Origin of the sequence: Shewanella sp. TB7-MNA-CIBAN-0143 (genome assembly GCF_040310065.1) — a bacterium.
Lineage (GTDB): Bacteria > Pseudomonadota > Gammaproteobacteria > Enterobacterales > Shewanellaceae > Shewanella.
In genome coordinates, this window is record NZ_JBEOPL010000023.1 from 1 (window position 1) to 22,876 (window position 22,876).

A 22,876-nucleotide genomic window follows, 5' to 3' on the forward strand; every position below is an offset into this window, starting at 1 on the left:
AAAACATGACAGCAGTTTGTCGAATATGCCCATGCGTCCCCTTCGGGGATAAAAGAGTAGGTCATTTCCAGGCGCCTGATGGATTTGAAAGAGTCGTGACCTGGCGTGATAATCAGGTATTTTTACTTCTGCCATTTACTGACATGCAGGTCTTTAACAATATTTACTTCAGTAAACAAGAAGCTAATTTTTTTAACCAGAGTCATTACTGCTAATTCATGGTTACAATGTAAAATATTGGTGAAGATATCATCATTTTTTACATGATATGTAGTAGGTATAAGGCTTTATTATATTTTTTGCGAGCAATTATTAATCTTGAAACCAAATTTCGGTATTTGAAAATTGATATAATCTATTGTTAACATAAGTTGATTTCGTCTGCTGTATATTCCTACCACTTTAACCTTATTGATAATATGATAGTGGTTTGAGCTGTGTGCCATACTTCATCTGTGTAAATAAAATAACACTTATCCGTTAAACAAGTTAAAGTGTGTAGATCTATTTAAAGTGTTTAATAAATAAAAAGTTTTTATGTCGTATATGCTATTAGGATTCATAACTATTTCTTTACTTATTGATAAGATTACCGCTAGCATATCTTCATATATTTAATTGGGTGGGTCTATTTTGCCTCGGTTGCCAAAACTTTCTCTGTCTCTACTTGTTCCTGCATGTATCTTTATCCTTTACCTTGGCTTGGTATGTGGGGAGTATTTCTATGAGCATGCAGAGCTAAATGATCAGCTTGCATTAAGACAGTCAGAGCAAATACAGAAAGATTTATTTCGAATGCGGCATGTAGTTGAATCATCGCTGTTGACGCATGATTTAGAACGAATAGAGCAGGAGGTTGCTTTAGTTTCAACAGATCAAAACATGATGGTGTATGTGATACTTGATTCGAGTAGTGAAATTCAATTCGCTAATCATATTATTTGGCGAGAAAGTAATGCCACTAACGTGCTAGAAGGTTATTCTGCTGATTTACATAGAATTGTCATCACCAATAATAAACCTTATTTAAAGGTGAATTTGGACCGTTTATCGATTCAGGCTTACTATCCTCTTAATGCTAATTCTCGTTATAGTTATTCAAATTCTGTAGAGCTTATTTATCTAGAATATGACATTACCAATATTTTATCAGAAGCGGTTGATAGTCTGTTAAAGCGCTTTATAGAGATATGGGGGATTGGTGCTCTATTGTTGTCTTTATTCTGTGTCATGTTGCATTATTTACTGATTAGACCGTTAACTCAATTAAGCCAAGCCGCTAAAAACCTCGACTCTCCTGATTTCAATACTGATATCGTGTGCACATCGACCGAACTAGTTAACTTACGCGATTATTTGAATCAGGTTAATGGCCGGTTATCTCGCAGTAAAAAACGCCTCAATGATGCAGAGCAACGTTGGCTTTTTGTGGTTGAGGGTGCTCGTAATGGTATTTGGGATTGGTGTATTGCTACTGGCGATGTGTTTGTTTCTGATCGTTGGAAAGATATCCTAGGTTATCAACCTTATGAGCTCGATAATGATTATTCTGTTTGGGAGTCGCGTTTACATCGTGATGATAAGGCGCAGGTATTAAATACCTTACAGAATTACATCAGTAATCAACATGAATATTATGAAAGTGTGCATCGTTTACGTCATAAAGATGGACGATATATTTGGATTCTAGATCGTGGCAAAATAGTTGAGTGGGATGAATTAGGACGGCCATTACGAATTATCGGCACAATAACAGATGTTTCTGGTGATGTAAAAAGCCAACATATTACAACCGAAAAACAGGGTCATAGTGGTCTTACGGATTTAATTAATCGTGATGTATTAGCCGATCAGCTCTATGATTTACAGGTTCTTAGCCGCAAGACTGGTCAGTTTTCTGCACTGCTTATGATTAATTTAGATAATTTTAAATTAATTAATGATGCTTTGGGTCATCAACTTGGTGATAGATTATTAATGCAGATAGCAGCACGCTTATCTGGCACATTTTCTAGTGCTGGTTTGGTTGCTCGACTTGGCGCGGACGAGTTCGTTATTCTAGCCAAAAATTTTGGTAATGAAATTGATCAAGCAAGTAAACGTGCATTAGCATTGGCAAGTGAAGTGAGGCAGTTAATTGGCCGCGGTTACACCATTTCAGATCAAAACTTATCCATTTCAGCTCGGATCGGATTAGTTGTTTTTGATGGTATTGAGTCATTAGAACCTCAAATATTATTGGCCCGTGCAGATAGCGCTCTGGAGCAAGCAAAAGATAGTCGCTCTAATGGTTGCGCTATTTATCAACCGGAATTAGACCAGAATCAAGTGCAACCATTCAAATTACAAAACGAGTTGAAACTGGCTATCCAGAACAAGCAGATGTCATTGGTTTATCAACCCGTTGTTGATCAGGCCGGGCAGCTCAATAGCATTGAAGTGCTAATGCGTTGGTATCACCCACAGTACGGATATATTAGCCCGCGTAAGTTTATTGCGTCAGCTGAACTGTCTGATTGTATCTTTGAATTAGAGCTGTGGGCATTAGATCAAGTCTGTGAACTTATTCAAACACTGCAACAGGCAAATGCGACAGTTCCTTTAATGTCATTAAATGTATCTTCACGTCACTTTCATCAAGATCATTTTGTAAACGTAGTGATGAACCGAATCAATGCAGCACATGTCTCTCCTGCATTGTTTCAGTTCGAATTATCTGAAGATGTATTCGTGGTGAACGCTAATGTTGCCAGAAACAAAATAGCTGAGTTACAACGATTTGGTGTCAACATTGCGATGGATAATTTTGGTGGAGGTTCTTGCGCGGTCCATTTATTACAAGGTATTCGTTTTTCACAAGTGAAGTTAGCAGCTGTTTATATTGAGGACATAGAATATAACCCTGAAACCTTTAACATAGTGAATGCCATTGTTGAGTTTGCCACTAAGTTAAACTTCCCTGTAGTGGCTAAACAAGTCGAGAATAAGCAGCAACTCAATTTACTGACCCATGCAAAATGTACTTGGTTTCAAGGCTATATTATCAGCCGCCCATTAGCTCATGACGACATTATTCAATTAATTAAGACACAGTTATCTTTGAGTGTTGTGCAATAAAGTCAATGGTATGAGATAGGGCGATATTACGCATGTTATCTTTTTCGATGAACACTTCGTGATATGCGCCTTCAATAATGACTTTATGGCAATGAGTACTTAGTGCTACGTTTTGCGCCTCATTACAGACAATCGTGTCTTTTTCAGCTTGCAAAATTAGTATCGGAGTCTGGCTGTGCTTAGCGTAGTTGATGCATTTCTCCGCTGCATCCATTGCCTCTAGTAACCAATGGTTAGTCGGTGAGCCTAACTGTGCTTTAGTGGTTTCTTCGAAGATATTGCGATAGTGCTTATAGCGTTGTTGGCTATGAGTGAGTCGGTTGCGTTTAAAGCTGTCTGGTTTGTAATGAGTTCCCCCTATTACAAATGTACTGTGTACTTTATTTGCTTCCAGACGATTATTATCAAGCTTTTGTGCTAGCCAACGAATGATGGGTTTTGTAAACGGTAATCGAATACCAAACATTGGAGCAGAGAAGACTGCTGCCGTAAACGTATTTGGGTGTTGATTAATGTAATCGCTGGCAATGGTGCATCCCATTGAGTGAGCGATGATAAATAGCTCATCATGCTGTTGTTGGCGTACGACCTGCTCAATAAATTGAGTTAAATCCTCGGTGTAATCGGTAAAGTTGGCAACATAACCCTGATGTGGATTGTGTGTCAGCCGGTCTGATAACCCTTGTCCTCGATGATCTAAAGCGTAAACGCTAAATCCTTGTTGGTATAAATCAAACATCAATTCTTGATATTTTATATAGGATTCAACTCTGCCATTGCTTATCACGATTGCGCGCTGATTGTTTGGATGTTGGATCATCGCATAGGCAATATTTATACCGTCATCAGTACAGAAACTCGATTGGTGTACTTGTTGCCAAAAGTGTCGTTGCTCACTGGTATCGAGCTTTAGTTCTGATGAAAATTTCATGTAATGCATAGTTATTAAGCCAGCTCATTTATATCTAAAGTATTGTGTGTTCGATGTATTTATCTGTCTGATTATCCGTTACTTGCTTGTTTTATTATCGCCTTTTGGCTAGCAATAAACTCATCAACCATTTGTTCTAATACCGACATTGGGATAGAACCATTTTCTAAAATGGCATCATGAAACTTTCGGATATCAAAGTTTTTTCCTAATGCCTTTTCAGACTTAGCCCGTAACCGTTTTATGGTTAATTCACCAATTTTGTATGACAACGCTTGGCCAGGCCAGGAAATATAGCGATCTATTTCAGTGGTAACGTTGTGCATTGAAAGTGCAGTATTACCGGCCATAAAATCTATCGCTTGTTGGCGGCTCCAACCTTTAGCATGCATGCCGGTGTCGACGACTAAACGCGCCGCACGCCACATCTCATAGGTTAGCCGGCCAAAGTTACTGTATGGGTCTTGATAAAATCCAGCTTCTACGCCTAAATATTCTGAATATAAGCCCCAACCTTCACCAAATGCAGAGATGTAACTGTAACGTCTAAAATTAGGTAAGTCAGTGAGTTCTTTATTGAGTGATATTTGTAAATGGTGCCCAGGCACTGCTTCGTGTAGGGTTAGAGCTTCAAGCTCATAGAGTGGTCGCTTGTCTAAGGCGTAGGTGTTTACCCAATAATAGCCAGGCTCGTCGTCACGGTTTGAACCCGAGTAGCGCCCTGTGGTGTATTTAGGCGCAATTTCAGCAGGTACCGGTGCAATACCATAAGGTGTGCGCGGTAATTTGCCGAAATACTTAGGCAACATGGCATCTGCTTTTTTGGCAATAAATGCTGCTTCTTTAAGTAACTCATCAGCGGTTTTAGGATAAAACTGTGGATCCGTGCGTAAAAACATTAAAAAATCCGCAAAACTGCCTTTAAAGCCAACACCTTTAATTACCTGCTCCATTTCTGATCTTATACGAGCAACTTCTTGTAATCCAAGTTGATGGACTTGTTCAGCTGTCATTGGCAGCGTGGTGTAATACTCAACTCTGTTTTGATAAAACGCAGCGCCATCTGGTAAAGCCGAAGCCGCGATGTCTATTCGTGCGTTGGGAATATACTCCTCAGTCATGAAATTATAAAACTGTTGGTACAGAGGAAGCACGATTTGTTCTACGATTGTTTTGCCTTGTTGGGTCAGCGTATTTTTTTCTGTTGCGCTAAAATGGTCAGGATAGTGGGTAAACGGAGTAAAGTAGCCGCTGCTCTCAACCGGAACAATAAATGCGCTAATACTGTCTTCAAATCCATTCAGGGTGATTTTTGCCGGAGTAATACCGCTGGCTAAACCTTGTTTGAGCCAATATATTTGTTGGGCAAAATAACGTGGTAATTGTTCAAGTTTAGCTAAATAGTGCTGATAATCTTCAATACTATTGAAGCGAGCTTTAGCAATAGACGCAATATAAGCATGAAAACCACTTTCAGCTGTTATGGGTAAATAGTGGTCATGAAACCGATACATGTCGACTTCGTTTTGTAGCTGGTCTTGTAAAATCTTAGCATTGATGACATCTGATTTGGATAAGTTTTTCCGGTCAAGCTGCTTAAGTGTATGGAGAATTTTGAGCGTCTGTTGGTTCTTTTCTGCTAATGTTTCTGCAGATAAATCGTCAAGCTTTGCAGCTACTGATGCATCTCCTAAACTGGCGGCTAACTCCGGTGAGTAAGCTAAATTAACCGCCCAACTCTGGTCTATAATCGCTTGTAAATCTCTATCTATCTGCGTTTGTTGGCCAGTGATTGGGGTATCAACCTGAGTCGTGGTTGAATGGCTACTACAACCCAATAAACTTAACATTATCAGTGCAGGTAGGATAAGCAAGCGCATCTATAGTCCTTTATGGTTTAATCTGTTTGTTAGCATTAGAGTATGCCCGATTTAAGTATAAAAAACACATTCCAAATTAGCGTTTGCTTTTTAGTGTGGTAGATTCCAGAAAAAAACATTGGCCATCAGAATTTGTATAAATACATGTTAAACTGAATACGATTCTCTGACCGACAAAATTAAACTAATGGCAGGGTAAGTTTATAGGGGTTAATTATGATAGATAAAACCATTCCGTTGGTTGATTTGCATCGACATTTAGACGGTAATGTTAATGTAAAAACTATTTGGGAATTAGGCCACCAACACGGTATTCAGTTACCCGCTAATTCGCTAGAAGAGCTTGCGCCATTTGTGCAAATCCAAGGGAAAGAGAACAACCTAGTCGATTTTTTGAAGAAACTAGATTGGATGGTCGCGGTATTAGCTGATCTAGATGCTGTAAAGCGTGTTGCTTATGAAAATGTTATTGATGCAGCATCGCAAGGGTTAGATTACGCTGAATTGCGCTTTAGCCCTTATTACATGGCGATGAATCATAATCTGCCCATTGAAGGTGTCGTTGAAGCCGTTATCGATGGTGTACGTGCAGGTGTAAAAGAGCAGGATATTAGCGTTAACCTCATTGGTATTATGTCGCGTTCTTTTGGACAAGAAAAATGCCGCTTAGAACTTGAAGGCATACTTGCCCATCGTGACAGCATTGTGGCGATGGACTTAGCCGGCGATGAACTTGGTTTCCCAGGCGATTTGTTTACTGAGCACTTTAAGCGTGTTCGAGATGCAGGGCTACAAGTTACCGCCCATGCTGGTGAAGCCGCGGGTGCTGAAAGTATGTGGCAAGCCATTAACGTACTGGGTGCAACCCGAATTGGGCATGGCGTGAATGCGATTCATGATCCGAAGTTGATGGAGTATTTGGCCAAGCATCGTATTGGAATTGAATCATGTCCAACTAGCAACTTACATACGTCTACCGTTCAAGATTACGATGTTCATCCACTGCGTAAATTTATGGATGCTGGTGTATTAATTGGTCTTAATACCGATGACCCAGGAGTGAGTGCTATTGATATCGCTCATGAGTATCGTGTGGTTAAATCTGAAATGGGTTTCAGTGATAGTCAGCTGGCGACATTGCAACGTAATGGGGTTGAAATGGCCTTTATGTCTGACAGTGACCGCAAAGCGTTATACGCTAAAAAAGCGAAGTAAATGGCGAATGTGAGAAAAAAATAGCCAGCAAATGCTGGCTATTTTTGTATTCTACTTTGCATAAACAGCGAGTTAAATAACCCTTGAAAACTGTTGCTGACGAGCTTTTTGACGATAATATACATCAAAGCACATACAGATATTTCGAATAAGTAGACGACCGGTCGTGCTAACGGTAAGTTTGCGGCCTGTGATATCAACCAATTTATCATTAATGAATGTTTGCAACAGTTTTAGATCTTCAGCAAAATATTCATCAAAGTTAATAGCAAACTTTTGTTCAATTTTATCCATGTCTAAATCAAAATGACAGATAATCTGTTTAATGACCGCGCGACGAATTTCATCATCGTGATTTAAGCTACAGCCTTTCCATAATGCATGACCATTAGCATCAATAGATTCGTAGTATGGACGAATATCTTTTTGATTTTGGGCATAGCAGTCGCCAATTTGGCTGATAGATGATACCCCTAACCCAAGCAAGTCACATTCTTCTTGGGTGGTGTACCCTTGGAAATTACGATGTAATTTGCCGGCATTTTGTAACTTTGCCAACTCATCATTGGGTTTGGCAAAATGGTCCATACCAATAAATTGATAACCCGCATCTGTTAACGATTCTATCGTTTGGCGAAGCATATCTAATTTCTGTTGTGGAGCAGGCATATCATGTTCTTTAATTTTACGTTGTGCAGCAAAACGCGATGGTAAATGTGCATAGTTAAAGACAGATAGACGATCAGGCGATAGCTCAATAATGCGCGCAATAGTTTTCGCAAACGTTTCTGGCGTTTGCAGCGGCAAACCGTAAATTAAATCAACGTTAGTTGATACAAAACCGAGTTCTTTAGCTCTGGCAATTAAGTCGAAAATAAATTGTTCGTCTTGCTCACGGTTAACGGCAATTTGTACTTCTTTATTAAAGTCTTGCACACCAATAGACACCCGGTTAAACCCAGCTTCTTTTAAGGTGTCTAACATGCTGAGTTCTATCTCTCGCGGGTCAACTTCAATTGAGTATTCACCCACGTCAGCAAAATTAAAGTGTTGTTTAATTAGTGCGGTCAGTTTAAGAATTTGTTCAGGGCTTAAAAATGTCGGTGTTCCGCCACCCCAATGCATTTGGGTTACAGTGTAATTTTTGAATAATGGAGCGCGCTTAATAATTTCAGTGGCCAGATATTCAATGTATTGATCTGCTTTATGAGCATGGCGAGTAATAATTTTATTACAACCACAGTAGTAGCAAAGCTTGGCACAAAAAGGAATATGCACATATAGCGACAGTTTGTCTGACTTACTGTTTTTAATAGATGTCAGTAGATTTTGCTCAGTAAAGGCATCGTCAAACTCTAGTGCGGTCGGGTAAGAAGTATAACGGGGACCGCTGTAATTGTACTTTTCGATCATCGACTGATCCCAACTAATCTGAGTGGGCTGCTTCAAGGCGTGTCCTCCGGGAGTAAATTAGCAACAGGCGAAGTATGCAATGTTCGTGATCAAATAACCTTGATCTAGGTTGTAAAAATGAATGTTGCCTATGGTGATTAGTGAGGTTTAGCGATAGCTGATATGAAATAATGACCAGACTGTGCAGCAGGTCACAGTTTGTGTTTGGCGATTATTTAAGTAAGGCTGGTTTCTAGCCAAGGTTAAAACGTTGAGAGCCTAAATTGCGCGCCTTACCATCGTATCTCACTTCAGTAAGTTGTACTTTACCGCTGCGGTGTTTCAACACAATGCTCGTTGAACGAGTGCCGTATTCCTCATGTTCGATAAAAATAGATGATAGACGTCGCTCCCACTCAAGACTAATGCCTGTTTGAGGTAAATCTTGATCTTTGGGTTGAGAAGTATCGCGCATGATATTGAGTAATTGGTCTATGCAAGGTGATTGCATTTGTTTGATATAGCTTTGCAGCTGTTGCTGACCTTTAGCCATTTTAGGCCATATATCATCCAGCGCACCGTTACTCACAGCATGAAAACCAGGCTTAAGCAAAGTGGTCGTTAAGGTTTTACTGTTAAAGCAATGGAGTTGATTGTGCTGTTCGAAGACTAAATTAAACGGATTGTAGTTTATCGAGTGTTCAGTTAACCATTGGCTATTGATGTGTTGTTTGGTTAGCGCGTCAACGACTAACTCTCCACGACTGCGAACGCCATCTTGCTGTTCGATTGCTCGAATATTGGTTAGCCCAGCAAATTGACCCTGTTCATTAATTCCTAACCAAGTACCGCCGGCTTGTTTATCTTGCCCAGCGATAATGATTGGTGTTGTTGCCCAACGATAGGCGGGTTCGGTTGCTCTGTGATGAAATTCATCGCGGTTAGCACAGACAATTAAGGGATAATCTGGATGCGCCTCAACGGCAATAAATAGAATACACATGACTGCCCCTTAAAAGTATCGACACCGCCATCATAACCTAATAAATTGATTGTGATTAATGATGATGTTTATGTGTCGAAGTTGACTCGTGATGATGTGCAACCTTTGTGTCTGAATGATGGCCGTGGTCATGGCTATGTGGTGCTGATTTTAGGTTGATCATCAAACGGCTTAAAAATTTTCGAGGTCCAAGTCGCAATAAGCTGGCGCCAAACAATAAAACGATTGCCACTAGACCAAGTATATTGGCCGCCTCAGGTAACTGTAATGTTAATGATGAGCTCAGAGTGAGTTGATCTGCCACCATTAATCCTACCAGTAAAATCCCGCCTAACATGAGTCCTTGTTTCCAATTCATTAACTTCAACTGGCCGATGCTGAGTACCGGCGCAGCGAGTAAAGTAAATGCCACTGCAATTTGGCTCCAACCACTGTAAGCCAAGGCAAGCGCCAAAATTACCGTGCCTAAATTACAAAAACGCATCGGTAAAAAGACTAATAGCAAAATAAATACCTGTAATGCGGGGTTCTCAAGCGGAACAGAGGGATGACCTATTAGGTTTGCTAATACTAAGCTAAGGATAATCCAGGGGGCACTTCGGTCGACTAATTGGCTAAAGCCAAAGCGCCAAGGTGACTCAGAAAGTGTTGGGTGCGGATCTGTTATATAAACTTTTGTCAGCGTCATTAGTGCCCCAATAGCTAATAGCCCCAATATTTGGTAAAGCGCAAACCAAGGGCCCAATAGTAATAAGGTAATTAACAATGCTTCAGGACCCGCTAGACGCTGCAACCAACGTAACCCTAGGGAAGGATGAGATGGGCGTAATCCAGCAGCAAACCTAGCGGTGGCGATAAAATAACTGCCTAATAAAATAGGAGAAATAGTCAGTAACCAACTAACGAATTGCTCTGAACCATGGTCTTTATGAGCGTGTTCATGGCCACCAGTATCCATCAGTAGCAGTAGGGCTAATAACCCTAAACCTAATAGGCTGCCAATGCCTGCTTGGTATTGATACTGACCTTGCTTGTCTTCTTGTTGATGACCATGAGGTTGATGTAATACCACGTGTAAAATAGAACCGGTAACAAAGGCTTGCAAGTAAACCGTGTTTTCAAGACTTAATTGAGTTAACAAATGTTCGCCAGCAAAGTAGCCGACGCTGGTTAATACCATCATTGCAGCTAAAACGGCGCTAGCCCATCGAGTGCCGACTTGAGGTTTGAGTAACCACCAAATAGCGACGCCAACAGGTAGGCGGTGCATGATCACGCCTAAGGCTAGAAGTGTCGAATTGCCCTCTTGTTGTGCCAATACCATCGCTCCACCGTCTGTAATGGTGTGCAGTAATAGTCCGCCAATGCCGAGTGTGAGGGTGATGTTGTGGGTGATTTCTGAATATCGATGAAACAGTTTTTCACTGGCTGTCGGGCCCCAAACGCCAAGCATGACAAACAATAGCGTGATAAACCCACCATGCTCCAACAGTTCTGGCAAAATATGAATGAGCACCAATCCGCCAAGGGAGACGAATATAAATCCATCTAGGCCTTTTTGTAATCCGCTACCTGATGAAAAGAAGCGATAAAAAAGTGGCCCAAACAGCAGTGCAATACAGCTAGCGATTAGATAGAGCATGTTATCCAGAAATAAATCGAAAAAAACAACGCAGTATACCATTTTAAACCAGTATTGTAGCGTGTGAATATCTCAAGCTGAAAAATTTACTTAGAACCTATAGAGAATGCAGATCTAGTCATTGACGTTAAAGCCAAAAACCTTTTTCGGGTCATCACTTTGGCAAGCGTATGTGGCTATTTTTGATGAGGCATTATTCACTATTTTTAACAACTAACGCCTTGTAATCATCAATAAACTGGCTGTTTTCATCGCTTATGTTACTGCGTTGGGTATACAATGTAGCCCATATTTTGTTAATTAAAAGATTGTTGTCCATGGATATTTTTTCTGCAGCCGTCATGTTGTTCTTGATTATGGATCCGCTGGGTAATTTACCTATATTCGCTTCCATACTGCGGCATATTGATCCCAAAAAACGCCGTAAAGTCTTAATCCGCGAACTGCTGTTTGCGTTGGTTATCATGTTGTCGTTTTTGTATGCTGGTGAAGCTATTCTTAACTTTCTGAACTTACGTTCTGAATCCGTAAGCATTGCGGGCGGCATTATCTTGTTCTTAATCGCGATTAAAATGATCTTTCCTTCGCCGGGGGGCGTGGCTGGATTTGCTGCTGGTGAAGAGCCTTTTATTGTTCCGATGGCTATCCCGCTAATGGCTGGTCCATCTATTCTAGCGGCCTTGATCCTATTGGCGCACACAGATAGCAGCCGCATGACCGATTGGACTATTGCGTTGGTCTCAGCATGGGGCATGAGTGCCGTTATTTTAATGTTCTATAAGTTGTTTACTCGTATCCTTGGTGAGAAAGGCTTAATCGCGGTAGAGCGACTCATGGGGATGGTATTGGTGATGATATCAGTACAAATGTTACTGGATGGAATATCAAATTATATCAACTCCACGGTAAATTAAGCTAAATTGTTATAGATAAACATGGTGCCAAGTAACTGCAGCAAGCCGACTCAACAGAGTCGGCTTGCTGCTTTTAGGCGCTGGGTTAATAGCCATTTGTATTAATTTTTAATCGAATAGATTTATTTACATTAAAGAATGTCTAATTTAATTGTAACCCTGTGGTTGCAACTGTTAATGTCATGTAATTATTGTTTGGGGTGAATTATGAAATATATTATCGTCATGTTGGGGCTTGTTTTTATGACCTTGCAAGGGTGTCAAAATCAGTCAGCAGCATCAAAGGTAGACGAACAAGCAGCCACTGTAGTGGTAACCAAACCATTAATTAAAGATTGTGGTCCAAGTGCGATGCCACCTTTACGTGATCGCACCAAATTAACTGAAAATTTGCGCAAGAAAGGGCTCATCACCGCGGACATGGATCAAGCACAAATAGATAAAATTGTTGCTGATTATATAACTAAACGCCAAAAAGCATTTGAAAAATGCCATAAACCAACACCAAATACAGGTAAGTCGTAATGAGTAAGTTGACTAAATATCAAGGGTTAGCCGTTTCATCTTTATTGCTTGCATGTAGCAGCATGGCTGTTGCTGCTCCACAAACTGGTACACCTGCAGATGTAGGGCTAATTAATGAACAACAAGTATTGTATTGGTTAATTAAACGCGGCGAAGTGAGTGCTGATGCCAGCGAAGCTGAAAAACAAGCTGCTGTAGATGCTTTTGTAAGCCGTGGTCGAAATGCTACTTTTAAACCTGCTGCCATTGAAGTAAAAGCGGAACAATTACGGATTAAACGCTCAGCGCAAAAAAACATTAAAAATGTTCAATATACCGCAGCAAATAACAAAGTTTTAGCCGATCAAGATATTACTAAAACGGTAAAGGTGTTAGCTGTATTGGTAGACTTTCCTGATTTACCTCATGATGCTAACCAGCTTAACGTAGGTGATACGGACATGTATTACAGCAACTACCCAACATCACATTATCAGCAACTGCTATTTTCAAAAACCGGTTTTACAGGCCCAAGTAATCAAACCCTGCAATCGGCTTATCAGTATTTTCAGGCGGTGTCGGGTAATAGCTTTTATTTTACTGGCCAAGTGCAAGACTGGGTAACCGCAGACAACAATGCCGCTTATTACGGTGGTAATGATGTTGATGAAAATGACAAGGCAGTACCTGAGCTCGTCAAAGAAGCGGTGACCAAAGCCGTGCAAAACATGACTGACCTTGAATTAGCCCAATACGATATTGAAGACCCTTTTGATATCGATGGCGACGGTAATTATGACGAAGCAGACGGTATTATCGATCACGTGATGCTGTTTCATTCAAGCATCGGTGAAGAAGCTGGTGGTGGAGTATTGGGTGAAGATGCCATTTGGTCGCATCGTTTTTATGTCGATTCAAATACCAATGGTTATATTATTCCTGGTCGCGCCCTTAAAGTATTCGGTTACACCGTGCAGCCAATCGATGCAGCGGCTGGAGTATGCACCCACGAGTTTGGTCATGACTTAGGCTTACCAGATGAGTACGACACCACTAATAGTGGTGATGGTTCACCTGTAGGTGCTTGGTCATTGATGTCTGGCGGTAGCTGGACCGGTAGTATTGCTGGTGCTCAACCAAGTGGGTTTAGCCCATATGCAAAATCTTTCTTACAGCAAAAATACAAAGGTAAGTGGGTTAATGAGCAGCATATATCTCTTGCCGATTTAACCAGTAACGGTACCGCTGTGCAACTTAACCATGCCGTCAATACTGATGCCGTAAACCAGCTATCTATAGCGCTACCCGCTGAGGCTGTTGTTTTTAAAGCACCATTAACGGGTCAATATCAGTATTATTCAGGTCAAGGCAATATGATCAATAATGCCATGTCATTTGATGTGACCTTACCATTAGATACGCCATTAGCATTATCATTTCAAGCCCATTGGGATATTGAAGACGATTATGATTATGTGCAGGTGTTGGTTGATAGCGTTGCTATAGAAGGTAACCACACAAACAGTACAAATTCAATTTACCCTACGGTAAAACATTCTATTAGCGGTAAATCGAGCGACATTAGTACCGCGTATGGAAGCGATGCCTGGGTTGATCTAATATTTGATTTGAGTGCATATGCCGGTCGTGATGTGCAAATCAGTGTGGTCTATAAAACCGATGAAGCCGTTGGTGATTATGGTATGGCGATTGATGATATTCAATTAACTAATCAAGGCACGGCATTTTATATCGATGGCGCCGAATCAAGCGGCATTGCAACGCTATCCGGTTTTAGCCGAATTGAAGACAGTCTTGCTGGTAAAGCGAGACGTTACATTGTGCAATTACGCAGCCACCAAGGTGTAGACGCTGGGCTGGTTTATGACAAATACGAACCCGGTGTGCTGTTATGGTTAGAAAACTTCAATCAAACCGATAACAATGTGTCAGAACATCCTGGAAAAGGGTTAATTGGCGTGGTCGATGCAGACCAAAATTTGATTGGCAGTCAATCTACTGATGTGCAAATTCGCGATGCAGCATTTAGCTTATTTGCTCAAAGTTCATACAGTGGTGATAGCCACTTAGCCGCCGAGCCGCTATTTGACGACAATCGTGATTACAGCGCGCCGCTAAAACCACAGGCTGGGCTGATATTGCCTGAGTTAGGCCTAACCATGCAAGTCACAGAGCAAGCAACAGACAGCAGTACTGCAACCGTTGAATTTGCTTTGTCTGACAGCAGCGTGCTACCACCGGTGACACTTGTCGCCGACATTAATGCACAAGCAACCGGTGCAGATGTTAGTTTTAATGTGGTCGTGAGTGGCGGCACTGATTACACTTATACATGGTCGTTTGGCGTGAATAATGCCACCAGTACCGATACTGCCCCTAGCTATACTTATTCCACATCGGGTGATTATAACGTCAGTGTTATTGTTACCGATGGCGCGGGTAATACCGTGACAGCAACCGACGTCGTCCGAGTGGTTATTCTGCCAATAGCTGCTTTTACTTTATTACCGACTAACTTAACTGTGGCTCTGACAAACACCTCCAGCCAAGGTTTTGGTAACTTGACTTATCAATGGAATTTTGGCGATAGCAATACTAGTACCGCTCAAAACCCAAGTCATACCTATACAGCCGCTGGCAGTTATACTATTACCTTAAAAACCACAGACTCTCAGGGTAACGAGTCGACAGCCAGTCAAGCAATCACAGTATCGTCGCCAATAGTGGCAGTGACTACACCAACCACAACCACAACAGATAGTGGTAGTAGCGGTGGTAGTTTGGGGTGGTTAAGTGTATTAATGCTCGGTCTATTGGGCTATCAGCGCAAACGAGTTTAATCTCTCGTAGCAAACAACAGAAACGCCCATAAGGGCGTTTTTTATTTTGATTACTGAGTTAGGTTTACAATATGCTGAGTAGCGTTAACCTTAAGTGCTTTGATTGATATACTCGACAGCCGCAGGCAGAAATATTTCGCTAACAATAAGCTGTGAACCGTGCAAGTTAAAGTAACGTCTACGCCCCCATAAACTACTGTTAACCTGTTGATTTAAGCTGGTGGCTAGTGCTGCTAAACGGCCACAGGTTTCAAACTGAGCGACTTCAATATTGCCGGGAGTAATGTCTGGGCTATTAAACAATAACTCACCTAAAGGTCGGGTGCCAAGGCGAGTAAAATCATTCTGTTGATTGCGAATCTGTTTATCATCAGCATTTTGATTATTAGGGGATTGAGTGCCTAAAATAGTCTGTGGGATCAGTGTGCGGGCAAATACCCAAGGGGTGCCGTCAAGACACAATAATACTTCGCGGACCCAAACAGGGTTAGTTTGAGCAGGAAATTCATCTGCTAGAGGCTCAAGTAAATGCTCGCCTAACACTTTCACTTCAAAGTGTTTGCAGTGTGTCTTGAGGCGCTGGGTCAAACTTCCGGTTGCTAATAGCCACTCTTTAAGTTGGCTATGAGGCAATGAATCGATCTTTTGTGGCGAAAACCAATGAATTGATTCACCATAAGGAAAGCTAATACTGGTCACGTTCATCTAAAACTCGTTACAATATATCTCAACGGCAGTAGTCTATCATGTCAAAGATGAGCAAACACTCATAGGGAGTGGGCACGATGGCTTATTTAATTAACGTTCCACATTGAAAGGGTGTCTCTCACTATGAAAAAATTGGTTTCAACGTTAGTTATGCTGTGTTGTTTCGCATTTAATGTCCATGCAGCTGATGAACCAGCCCTCGAAGATTATGCTTATTACGGTTTTGAGCCTGATATTGTAACTAACTATATTTCTAACCGTAAAAAGTTAGGCTTTGTTAAAATCAGTGTCGAATTGATGGTAAAAGATCCGAACGATTTAATGAGCTTAGAACATCATGATCCTTTATTACGCTCGGCCATTGTTGAAATTTTGGGTAATCAGTCAGAAGAAAAGGTTAAATCCTTATCTGGTCGTGAAGAGATCCGCCGTGAATGCTATGAGACCGTCAACCGCCTTATGGAACAAGAAGTCGGTCGCTCTATTGTGGTTAACTTATTATTTACTAAATATTTATACGATTAATGACCCGTTCAACGACTCCTCCGATGCGAGCCAAGCATAATGCAGCTAAGCGCTCGCCAAGCCGATCCGCTACCAAGGTTAATCCTGTTTCTGTGAAGCCTAACAAGCCTGTGTTATCAAAATCATTGCATCCGCGTAATGCCCATCTACAGGGTTATGACTTTGCTGCATTGATCGTTGCTATGCCAGCACTAGCCGCTTTTGTTCGGCCAAATCCTTATGGTAATCCTTCCATTGATTTTGCTGACCCAAAAGCGGTAAAAAGCCTCAATGCAGCATTATTGCTGAGCGAATATCATATTAACGGTTGGGATATTCCTGAAGGATATTTATGCCCGCCAGTCCCTGGGCGTGTGGACTATTTGCATTACATTGCTGATTTATTAGCGGTTAAAGGCAAAGTAGTCAAAGGGGCAAGTATTCGAGGGTTAGACATCGGCACTGGTGCCAATGGAATTTATCCATTGCTGGGTATTCAAGCCTACGGTTGGCAATTTGTGGCGTCTGATATTGATCCTGTGTCTATCGACAATGTTGCTAAAATTGCTCAGCAAAACGCCCAGATTACCACGCATTTACAGTTAAGATTACAGCCGCAACCTGAGCATATATTTAAGAATATCATCGCTGCAGATGAACGGTTTGATGTCACCTTGTGTAATCCACCGTTTCATCGCTCACTCGCTGAAGCTTCCGAAGGTTCATTACGGAAAGTCAAAAATTTAGCCAAAAGCCAGCAACAAAAACATGGTCAACAATCGCGTAAGTTAGCGCTTAGTGAGGCTAAACCGACGCTTAATTTTGGCGGTCAAAAAGCCGAGTTATGGTGTGATGGTGGTGAGCAAAAATTCTTAGCCAACATGATCAAGCAAAGCCATGATTATGCCAACCAAGTGCTATGGTTTACGTCACTCGTGTCAAAGTCGGACAATCTCAAACCTTGTTATCAACTACTTAAACAGCTTAATGCTGTGGAAGTCAAAACCATCGAGATGACACAAGGTAATAAAGCGACCCGTATTTTAGCGTGGAGCTTTTTAACCCCAGCAATACGCCAACAATGGGCCACATTACGTCCTTAATCTTTAGTGGCATCAAACTCAATCGTTTCACTGCCGTGATACACCAAAAAATGTCGCCCTTTAGCACGAGCTATCAAGGTAATGCCCATTTGTTTGGCCAAATCTAGGCCCATTTGGGTAACGCCACTGCGTGACAACAATACTGGTATGCCCATTTTGGCGACTTTGATGACCATTTCTGATGTTAATCTGCCTGTAGTGTAGAAAATCTTATCGTGTCCCGTTTGCTGATCTAACCACATATCTCCCGCCAACGTATCAACGGCATTGTGGCGGCCAACATCTTCAACAAATGCTAAAATTTGTTCGTCTTGGCATATTCCGCAACCATGCACAGCGCCGGCATTTTTGTAGGTTTCATTATAAGCATTGATATTGCCGAGTAAGGCATAAATAGTCGATTGTTTGAGTGATGGAGTAGGTAAATCAATCTCATCCAAGCCTTGTAAAAATCCACCGTAAACAGTGCCTTGGCCACAACCGGACGTCACTGTTTTTTCAGACAATTTCTGCTCAATATCTTCAGATATCTCTTGGGTTATCACCGCCGCTGAACTGACTTCCCAATCAACGATAACCGACTCTAATAGACTTAACTCGCTAATAAACCCCTGGTTTTTTAAGTAGCCAATAGCGAGTGACTCTGGTTTAGCCCCCAACGTCATTAAGGTTACGATAGGACGCCAATTTAAATATACGGTTAATGGTCGTTCGCAAGCGACAAATTTATCGACGACCTGGCCTTGTTCGTTGATGGCTTTAACTGCAATGGTGAGCGGAACCTGCGTGTTGGTTTTAACAAACTTTATTGCATTGCGCTGCAAAGATGTGGCTGAAACAGATTGAGTCATAAGCGAGATAGCCTCTTAGTGGGTCATTCATAGATTGAAAGAATAGGCAGAGTTTGCCTGCTTCAACACCTGATGATCATAGCAATTATTATTCCCTAAACTGAAAACAACTTGTCTAAGCGTGATCTGGCGCAAATCTTCACAAATTCAATGAATTTGGCGCGTATTAATGTCCCACCTAAAATTGCACTGTGGACATATTGTCCTATTCTTAGGAGGGATTTCGGGATCTAGTTCAAAGTTAATTTTACTTTTTAGTTGGCATCATTTTTGCTCCTATTTTAGTTATAAACAAATCAATCAAGTGTATTTCAATACACATATTCATGTCAGAGGTAAGCATTACCATGCAACACACCGACACGATTTGGCCAATGTATGTTTCATTGAAAAAGGTTCAAACCCAAGTAGGGCGCTGGACATCTGTTCGCTGGGAGCTGGATCAAATGGTTCCAGCAACAGAGCAGCAACCAGACAATTCTGTTTTGGTGCCACTGGAATTGTACAAAGATCAACGTGGTAGTTATCGCATCAATCTCGATATGGATAATGCAACACTCTTTATTGTGTGCGATGAATTGATTGATGGTACATGGGTGCCTGCGATGATCTCTGCCGATCAACACGTGAGTGCCGGTTGCCTAGAATCAGATACTCCAGTGCTCAATATTCCCATGCCTAGTGCCATTGCCTGTTGGATAGAGGCATTCATCACTCGTCACGGCGAAGTGGAAATCAGCGCTCATAGACGCAAGCATGTTAACCGCCGTAAAAATGAAGGGCCGAGCGCGAATCGCTCTGGAAATATGCAATGAGCGATAAAGCAGAAGGTCTTCTTAACCGTTGGGAAATTAGGCGTCAGCGGGTTGCTGAAGAGGCTAAACAAGAAGAGTTGTTGCAACAGGCACAAGAAAAGCCTGATGACTTCAACATACTAACAGCTGAACCAATCGAAGACGTTAGCGCTATAGATGCGGATGAGGTGGCAGAGCCAGAAGCATTACCAGACCCAAACTCGATTGAAGTAGGTGGCAGTTTTGCCCGCTTTATGGCCAAAAGTGTCGACCCAACGACTAAAGCTGCTGCGCTACGAGCATTATGGAAACAGCCACAATATGGTCATATCGATGGGCTGCTTGAATATGCATTGGATTATACCAATCAACCGCTATTGTCAGCGGATGTATCTGCAGAGTTGGCCAGTAAAGTGTTTCGATATGTCATTGAAAAAGAAAAGCCTGAGCCAGAATTAGATGCTGACTTAGCGCCAACTGACTTAGCTGACCCCGCTGAATTCGCATCAAACGAATTAGTACCAACCGAATTAGCTGAACAAACCGAAGAAACCGACTCGATAGCCGAAGAGGACTCAATCGATTTAGCCGATAATGATGCAACAACGATTGCGGCGTTATCGCAAGCAGAACAACCGCTTTACCAGGATGATGATCTGATAAAGCAAGCTGTCGCCAGTGATGAGGCGAAAGCGTAACAACGACACAGTCACCAGATGAATATGACATAAATAAAAGTCGTTAGTTACAGATTTAGAACAAGTTAATGTCAATCTATTACGTGCAATAAGCGTGAACAGTGAACTGAGCTATCACTGTTAATGAGGTATAAAAACCGATAATTGGGAACGCAATGAGTATAAGAAAAAACCAGCCACAGCTGAAACAAGCACGACAACAGGTGATGGCGAATACGCAGATTTTGCAAAATTTAATTCCGCCCACTGTTAGCTATATCACCCAGGGGCATGTGCTTATTATTGGGCCTGAAGATCTCGCGCGTTTAGCTGCGGACAAATTGTCCACAATGGCAAGCCGAGTCATTTTAGCCAATGAAGCGATCACTAACCAAGATGAAACTCACCTTGAAGCGGTGATGAATGCTGCCACTGATGTTGAAAGTTATTACAATAAATTGGCCAGCGTAAAAGGTTTTTTAGGCCAGTTTCAGGTCAAAGTTGAAGGTGAAAGCGGTATTACCGAACTAAGTGTGGTCGCCATACGCCAAGCGCACTTTGATATTGTGCTCGATTTAAGCCACAGCCCATGCATTAGCCTTGAAATGCTTCCTCCTGGTTACTTTTATGTCGGCCAAGACAGCGATTTACTTGCCGATGCGATTGCCAGTATTCCAGAGTTAATCGGTGAGTTTGATAAACCGCGCTATGTCCGAGTTAACAGCGATATTTGCGCTCATGATAAACACGGTTTAAACGGTTGTAATCGTTGTTTAAACTTTTGCCCTGCTGATGCCATTAGTAGCGTTGCACATAAAATTGAAATTGACCCTTATCTTTGTCATGGCGCAGGCAGCTGTACTAATGCATGCCCAACTGGGGCGCTAAGCTATGATTTACCAACCCCAGCCTCACTGCATACTTACCTCGAAAAGTTAATTAGTCGTTATCGTCAAGAAGCGCAAACTGCCCCAGTAATATTATTTCATGACAATGAAGCTGGCGCAGAATGGATTAACGAGCAGTTAAGCGGTGACGTGTTACCTGTTGCAATGGAAGAAATCACTGTAGCAAGTATTGATCATTGGTTGGCTGCATTAGCCAATGGTGCACGCGAAATTTTAATTCTACACACTCCGGTTACGGCACCAACATTACTGCAAATGCTTAAAGGTGAGTCTACATTAGCAAATCGCATACTCGACCAAATGGGACAGCCACAACGGATTCGTTTAATTACACCGTCAGAGCTAACCCAGTTAGATGAGGCGCTAGCCATTAGTTTAGCTTGGCCAGTAATCATGCCGATGACCTTGAACGCTATCGAACCTAATACCAATGTAAAACGCAATATTATGTTCCAAGCGATTGACCACCTAAATGGTCAAGCTGCAGGTGTTGATGACGTGTTAACCATGGCGAATATTCCCTACGGTATGGTTAGCATTAACAGTGACAAGTGCACATTATGTTTGTCGTGTGTGTCAACGTGTCCAACCCAAGCGTTAAAGGATGGCGGCGACGCTCCTGCTCTTAAATTTGTTGAGCAAGATTGCGTCCAATGCGGTTTATGTGAAGCGGCCTGTCCCGAAAACGTCATTAGTTTACTACCTCAAATCAACTTCAATCAGTCTACAAGACAACAAGTTCAAGTATTAAAACATGAGCCTCCGTTTGAATGTATTCGATGTGGTAGTGAATTTGCCACCCAATCTATGGTGAAAAAAATAATTGAGATGGTAGGTGAACATAGTGCGTTTAGCGCCAATATTGAACGTTTGAAAATGTGTGGCGATTGCCGTGTAAAAGACATGTTTGAAGACATCCTTGACGATCCAGAAAAGCAATTGCAATAAGAGATCTCCTATGACAGAAACAGGAAGACAAGTAAGTGAAAATGATCAGTTAAGAGCCGATATATATCAGTTGCTGGCTGCGTTATTTCGTCGCCAACCCAATACTGAGTTATTACAGTTTTTAGCTGGTTTAGAGGTAGAGGCCGAGGATGGCAATACCATGAGTCAAGCATGGAATGCGTTAAAACTGGCAGCAGAAAATAGTGATACCAACACCCTAGAAGATGAATACTTTGCCATTTTCTTAGGCGTAGGCAGTGGTGAGATTATGCCTTATGGCAGCTGGTTTATGACTGGCTCTTTAATGGATAAACCCTTAGCGGCATTGCGGAGTGACCTGATGCTACTAGGCTTTGAACGTGAAGAGAATGTAAAAGAACCAGAAGACCATGTCGCCGCATTATGCGAAGTCATGGGCTGCTTAATTTTGGAAGCACCAGGTTACCGTCAATTAGCGTTTTATCAACGCCATATTGGCAGTTGGATTATACGTTTTTGCGATAATTTGGCTAAAACACCTAGTGCTAATTTTTACCTAAACGTCGCGCAATTAGCTAAAGCATTTTTTACCGCTGAAGCCAATGAATTTGAACAACTGAGTTTGGATATTCCGGTGAATTGTCCAGGTAGTGCTGACTTAGATCCGCTTGAAGAAGAGGTTGTACAAATTAACTAAACTGGATGACGGCTTATTCAGCCCCATCTTTATTTTAACAAGGAGACCATATGAAAAAGCAAGCTTCCGACATGGGTCGTCGCCAAATGCTCAAAGCATTAGCGCTCGGCAGTGCGGCAGGTGCTGTGGCCAGTGTCAGTGCACCCGCACTTGCTCAAGTCACTAAACCGTCTACAGAAGAGCCTACGGGTAATAACTATCGCGAAACTGAGCATATTCGCAATTACTATGCTTCGTTAAGCAAATAA

General features: G+C 41.7%; 20 protein-coding genes. 13 read left to right on the plus strand and 7 right to left on the minus strand.

Annotated elements, in window-relative coordinates; translation table 11 throughout:
* Together AAEY97_RS17115 and AAEY97_RS17120 are read left to right on the plus strand one after the other, a co-directional pair.
* On the plus strand, positions 1 to 215 hold a 215-nt coding region (locus tag AAEY97_RS17115; protein WP_351000311.1), incomplete at its 5' end, for a hypothetical protein.
* A gap of 580 nt (positions 216 to 795) precedes the next feature.
* Positions 796 to 3,117, plus strand: a complete 2,322-nt coding sequence (locus AAEY97_RS17120) for a putative bifunctional diguanylate cyclase/phosphodiesterase (RefSeq protein ID WP_351000314.1) — start codon at positions 796 to 798, stop codon at positions 3,115 to 3,117.
* On the opposite strand, the gene AAEY97_RS17125 is transcribed toward AAEY97_RS17120, so the two are convergent.
* Both AAEY97_RS17125 and AAEY97_RS17130 read right to left on the minus strand, forming a co-directional pair.
* Complete coding sequence (locus AAEY97_RS17125; protein ID WP_351000317.1) at positions 3,083 to 4,057, minus strand: alpha/beta fold hydrolase; 975 nt, start codon at positions 4,055 to 4,057, stop codon at positions 3,083 to 3,085. The two genes, AAEY97_RS17120 and AAEY97_RS17125, sit on opposite strands and share 35 nt — an antisense overlap.
* 62 nt (positions 4,058 to 4,119) lie before the next feature.
* Entirely contained in the window at positions 4,120 to 5,928 is a 1,809-nt protein-coding gene (locus AAEY97_RS17130) for a DUF885 domain-containing protein (protein ID WP_351000320.1), read from the minus strand.
* A gap of 216 nt (positions 5,929 to 6,144) precedes the next feature.
* Here AAEY97_RS17130 and add point away from each other — a divergent pair, with 216 nt between their 5' ends.
* The gene (gene add / locus AAEY97_RS17135; RefSeq protein WP_101087463.1) at positions 6,145 to 7,143 is read left to right on the plus strand and encodes an adenosine deaminase; all 999 of its coding nucleotides are present in this window, start codon (positions 6,145 to 6,147) and stop codon (positions 7,141 to 7,143) included.
* Between the two features lie 72 nt (positions 7,144 to 7,215).
* Here the strand turns inward: add and hemN are convergent, their stop codons facing one another.
* From hemN to AAEY97_RS17150, 3 genes are all read right to left on the minus strand, one after another.
* On the minus strand, positions 7,216 to 8,592 hold the full coding sequence (hemN, locus tag AAEY97_RS17140) for an oxygen-independent coproporphyrinogen III oxidase (protein WP_351000323.1): 1,377 nt from the start codon (positions 8,590 to 8,592) through the stop codon (positions 7,216 to 7,218).
* 196 nt (positions 8,593 to 8,788) lie between these two features.
* Complete coding sequence (locus AAEY97_RS17145) at positions 8,789 to 9,538, minus strand: NRDE family protein (protein ID WP_059745304.1); 750 nt, start codon at positions 9,536 to 9,538, stop codon at positions 8,789 to 8,791.
* Between the two features lie 55 nt (positions 9,539 to 9,593).
* Complete coding sequence (locus tag AAEY97_RS17150) at positions 9,594 to 11,180, minus strand: ZIP family metal transporter (RefSeq protein ID WP_351000326.1); 1,587 nt, start codon at positions 11,178 to 11,180, stop codon at positions 9,594 to 9,596.
* A 317-nt stretch (positions 11,181 to 11,497) separates the two neighbouring features.
* Here AAEY97_RS17150 and AAEY97_RS17155 point away from each other — a divergent pair, with 317 nt between their 5' ends.
* The 3 genes from AAEY97_RS17155 (at position 11,498) to AAEY97_RS17165 (ending at position 15,459) form a co-directional block, all read left to right on the plus strand.
* Positions 11,498 to 12,094, plus strand: coding sequence for a YhgN family NAAT transporter (locus AAEY97_RS17155; protein ID WP_351000329.1), 597 nt, complete (start codon positions 11,498 to 11,500; stop codon positions 12,092 to 12,094).
* A 207-nt stretch (positions 12,095 to 12,301) separates the two neighbouring features.
* Positions 12,302 to 12,619, plus strand: coding sequence for a hypothetical protein (locus tag AAEY97_RS17160; protein ID WP_102036395.1), 318 nt, complete (start codon positions 12,302 to 12,304; stop codon positions 12,617 to 12,619).
* A complete protein-coding gene (locus AAEY97_RS17165; RefSeq protein ID WP_351000333.1) occupies positions 12,619 to 15,459 on the plus strand; it encodes an immune inhibitor A domain-containing protein in 2,841 nt (946 codons plus the stop codon). Before AAEY97_RS17160 ends, AAEY97_RS17165 begins: the two co-directional genes overlap by 1 nt.
* A gap of 90 nt (positions 15,460 to 15,549) precedes the next feature.
* Here the strand turns inward: AAEY97_RS17165 and AAEY97_RS17170 are convergent, their stop codons facing one another.
* On the minus strand, positions 15,550 to 16,164 hold the full coding sequence (locus AAEY97_RS17170; RefSeq protein ID WP_182744131.1) for a chorismate--pyruvate lyase family protein: 615 nt from the start codon (positions 16,162 to 16,164) through the stop codon (positions 15,550 to 15,552).
* 126 nt (positions 16,165 to 16,290) lie between these two features.
* Here AAEY97_RS17170 and AAEY97_RS17175 point away from each other — a divergent pair, with 126 nt between their 5' ends.
* Both AAEY97_RS17175 and rlmF read left to right on the plus strand, forming a co-directional pair.
* Positions 16,291 to 16,692, plus strand: a complete 402-nt coding sequence (locus AAEY97_RS17175; protein WP_101087457.1) for a flagellar basal body-associated protein FliL — start codon at positions 16,291 to 16,293, stop codon at positions 16,690 to 16,692.
* Positions 16,692 to 17,774, plus strand: a complete 1,083-nt coding sequence (gene rlmF / locus AAEY97_RS17180; protein WP_351000337.1) for a 23S rRNA (adenine(1618)-N(6))-methyltransferase RlmF — start codon at positions 16,692 to 16,694, stop codon at positions 17,772 to 17,774. Before AAEY97_RS17175 ends, rlmF begins: the two co-directional genes overlap by 1 nt.
* On the opposite strand, the gene AAEY97_RS17185 is transcribed toward rlmF, so the two are convergent.
* Positions 17,771 to 18,625 (minus strand): formate dehydrogenase accessory sulfurtransferase FdhD, encoded by an 855-nt coding sequence (locus tag AAEY97_RS17185; protein WP_351000340.1) that lies wholly within the window; start codon positions 18,623 to 18,625, stop codon positions 17,771 to 17,773. The two genes, rlmF and AAEY97_RS17185, sit on opposite strands and share 4 nt — an antisense overlap.
* Positions 18,626 to 18,972: 347 nt before the next feature.
* Here AAEY97_RS17185 and AAEY97_RS17190 point away from each other — a divergent pair, with 347 nt between their 5' ends.
* The 5 genes from AAEY97_RS17190 (at position 18,973) to AAEY97_RS17210 (ending at position 22,876) form a co-directional block, all read left to right on the plus strand.
* A complete protein-coding gene (locus AAEY97_RS17190; protein WP_059745292.1) occupies positions 18,973 to 19,440 on the plus strand; it encodes a DUF3305 domain-containing protein in 468 nt (155 codons plus the stop codon).
* A complete protein-coding gene (locus AAEY97_RS17195; protein WP_351000343.1) occupies positions 19,437 to 20,117 on the plus strand; it encodes a DUF3306 domain-containing protein in 681 nt (226 codons plus the stop codon). Before AAEY97_RS17190 ends, AAEY97_RS17195 begins: the two co-directional genes overlap by 4 nt.
* Positions 20,118 to 20,272: 155 nt before the next feature.
* Entirely contained in the window at positions 20,273 to 21,952 is a 1,680-nt protein-coding gene (locus AAEY97_RS17200; RefSeq protein WP_351000346.1) for a 4Fe-4S binding protein, read from the plus strand.
* A gap of 10 nt (positions 21,953 to 21,962) precedes the next feature.
* Positions 21,963 to 22,628: a TorD/DmsD family molecular chaperone gene (locus AAEY97_RS17205; protein ID WP_011635547.1), complete on the plus strand. Its 666-nt coding sequence runs from the start codon at positions 21,963 to 21,965 to the stop codon at positions 22,626 to 22,628.
* A gap of 50 nt (positions 22,629 to 22,678) precedes the next feature.
* The gene (locus tag AAEY97_RS17210; RefSeq protein ID WP_011635548.1) at positions 22,679 to 22,876 is read left to right on the plus strand and encodes a twin-arginine translocation pathway signal; all 198 of its coding nucleotides are present in this window, start codon (positions 22,679 to 22,681) and stop codon (positions 22,874 to 22,876) included.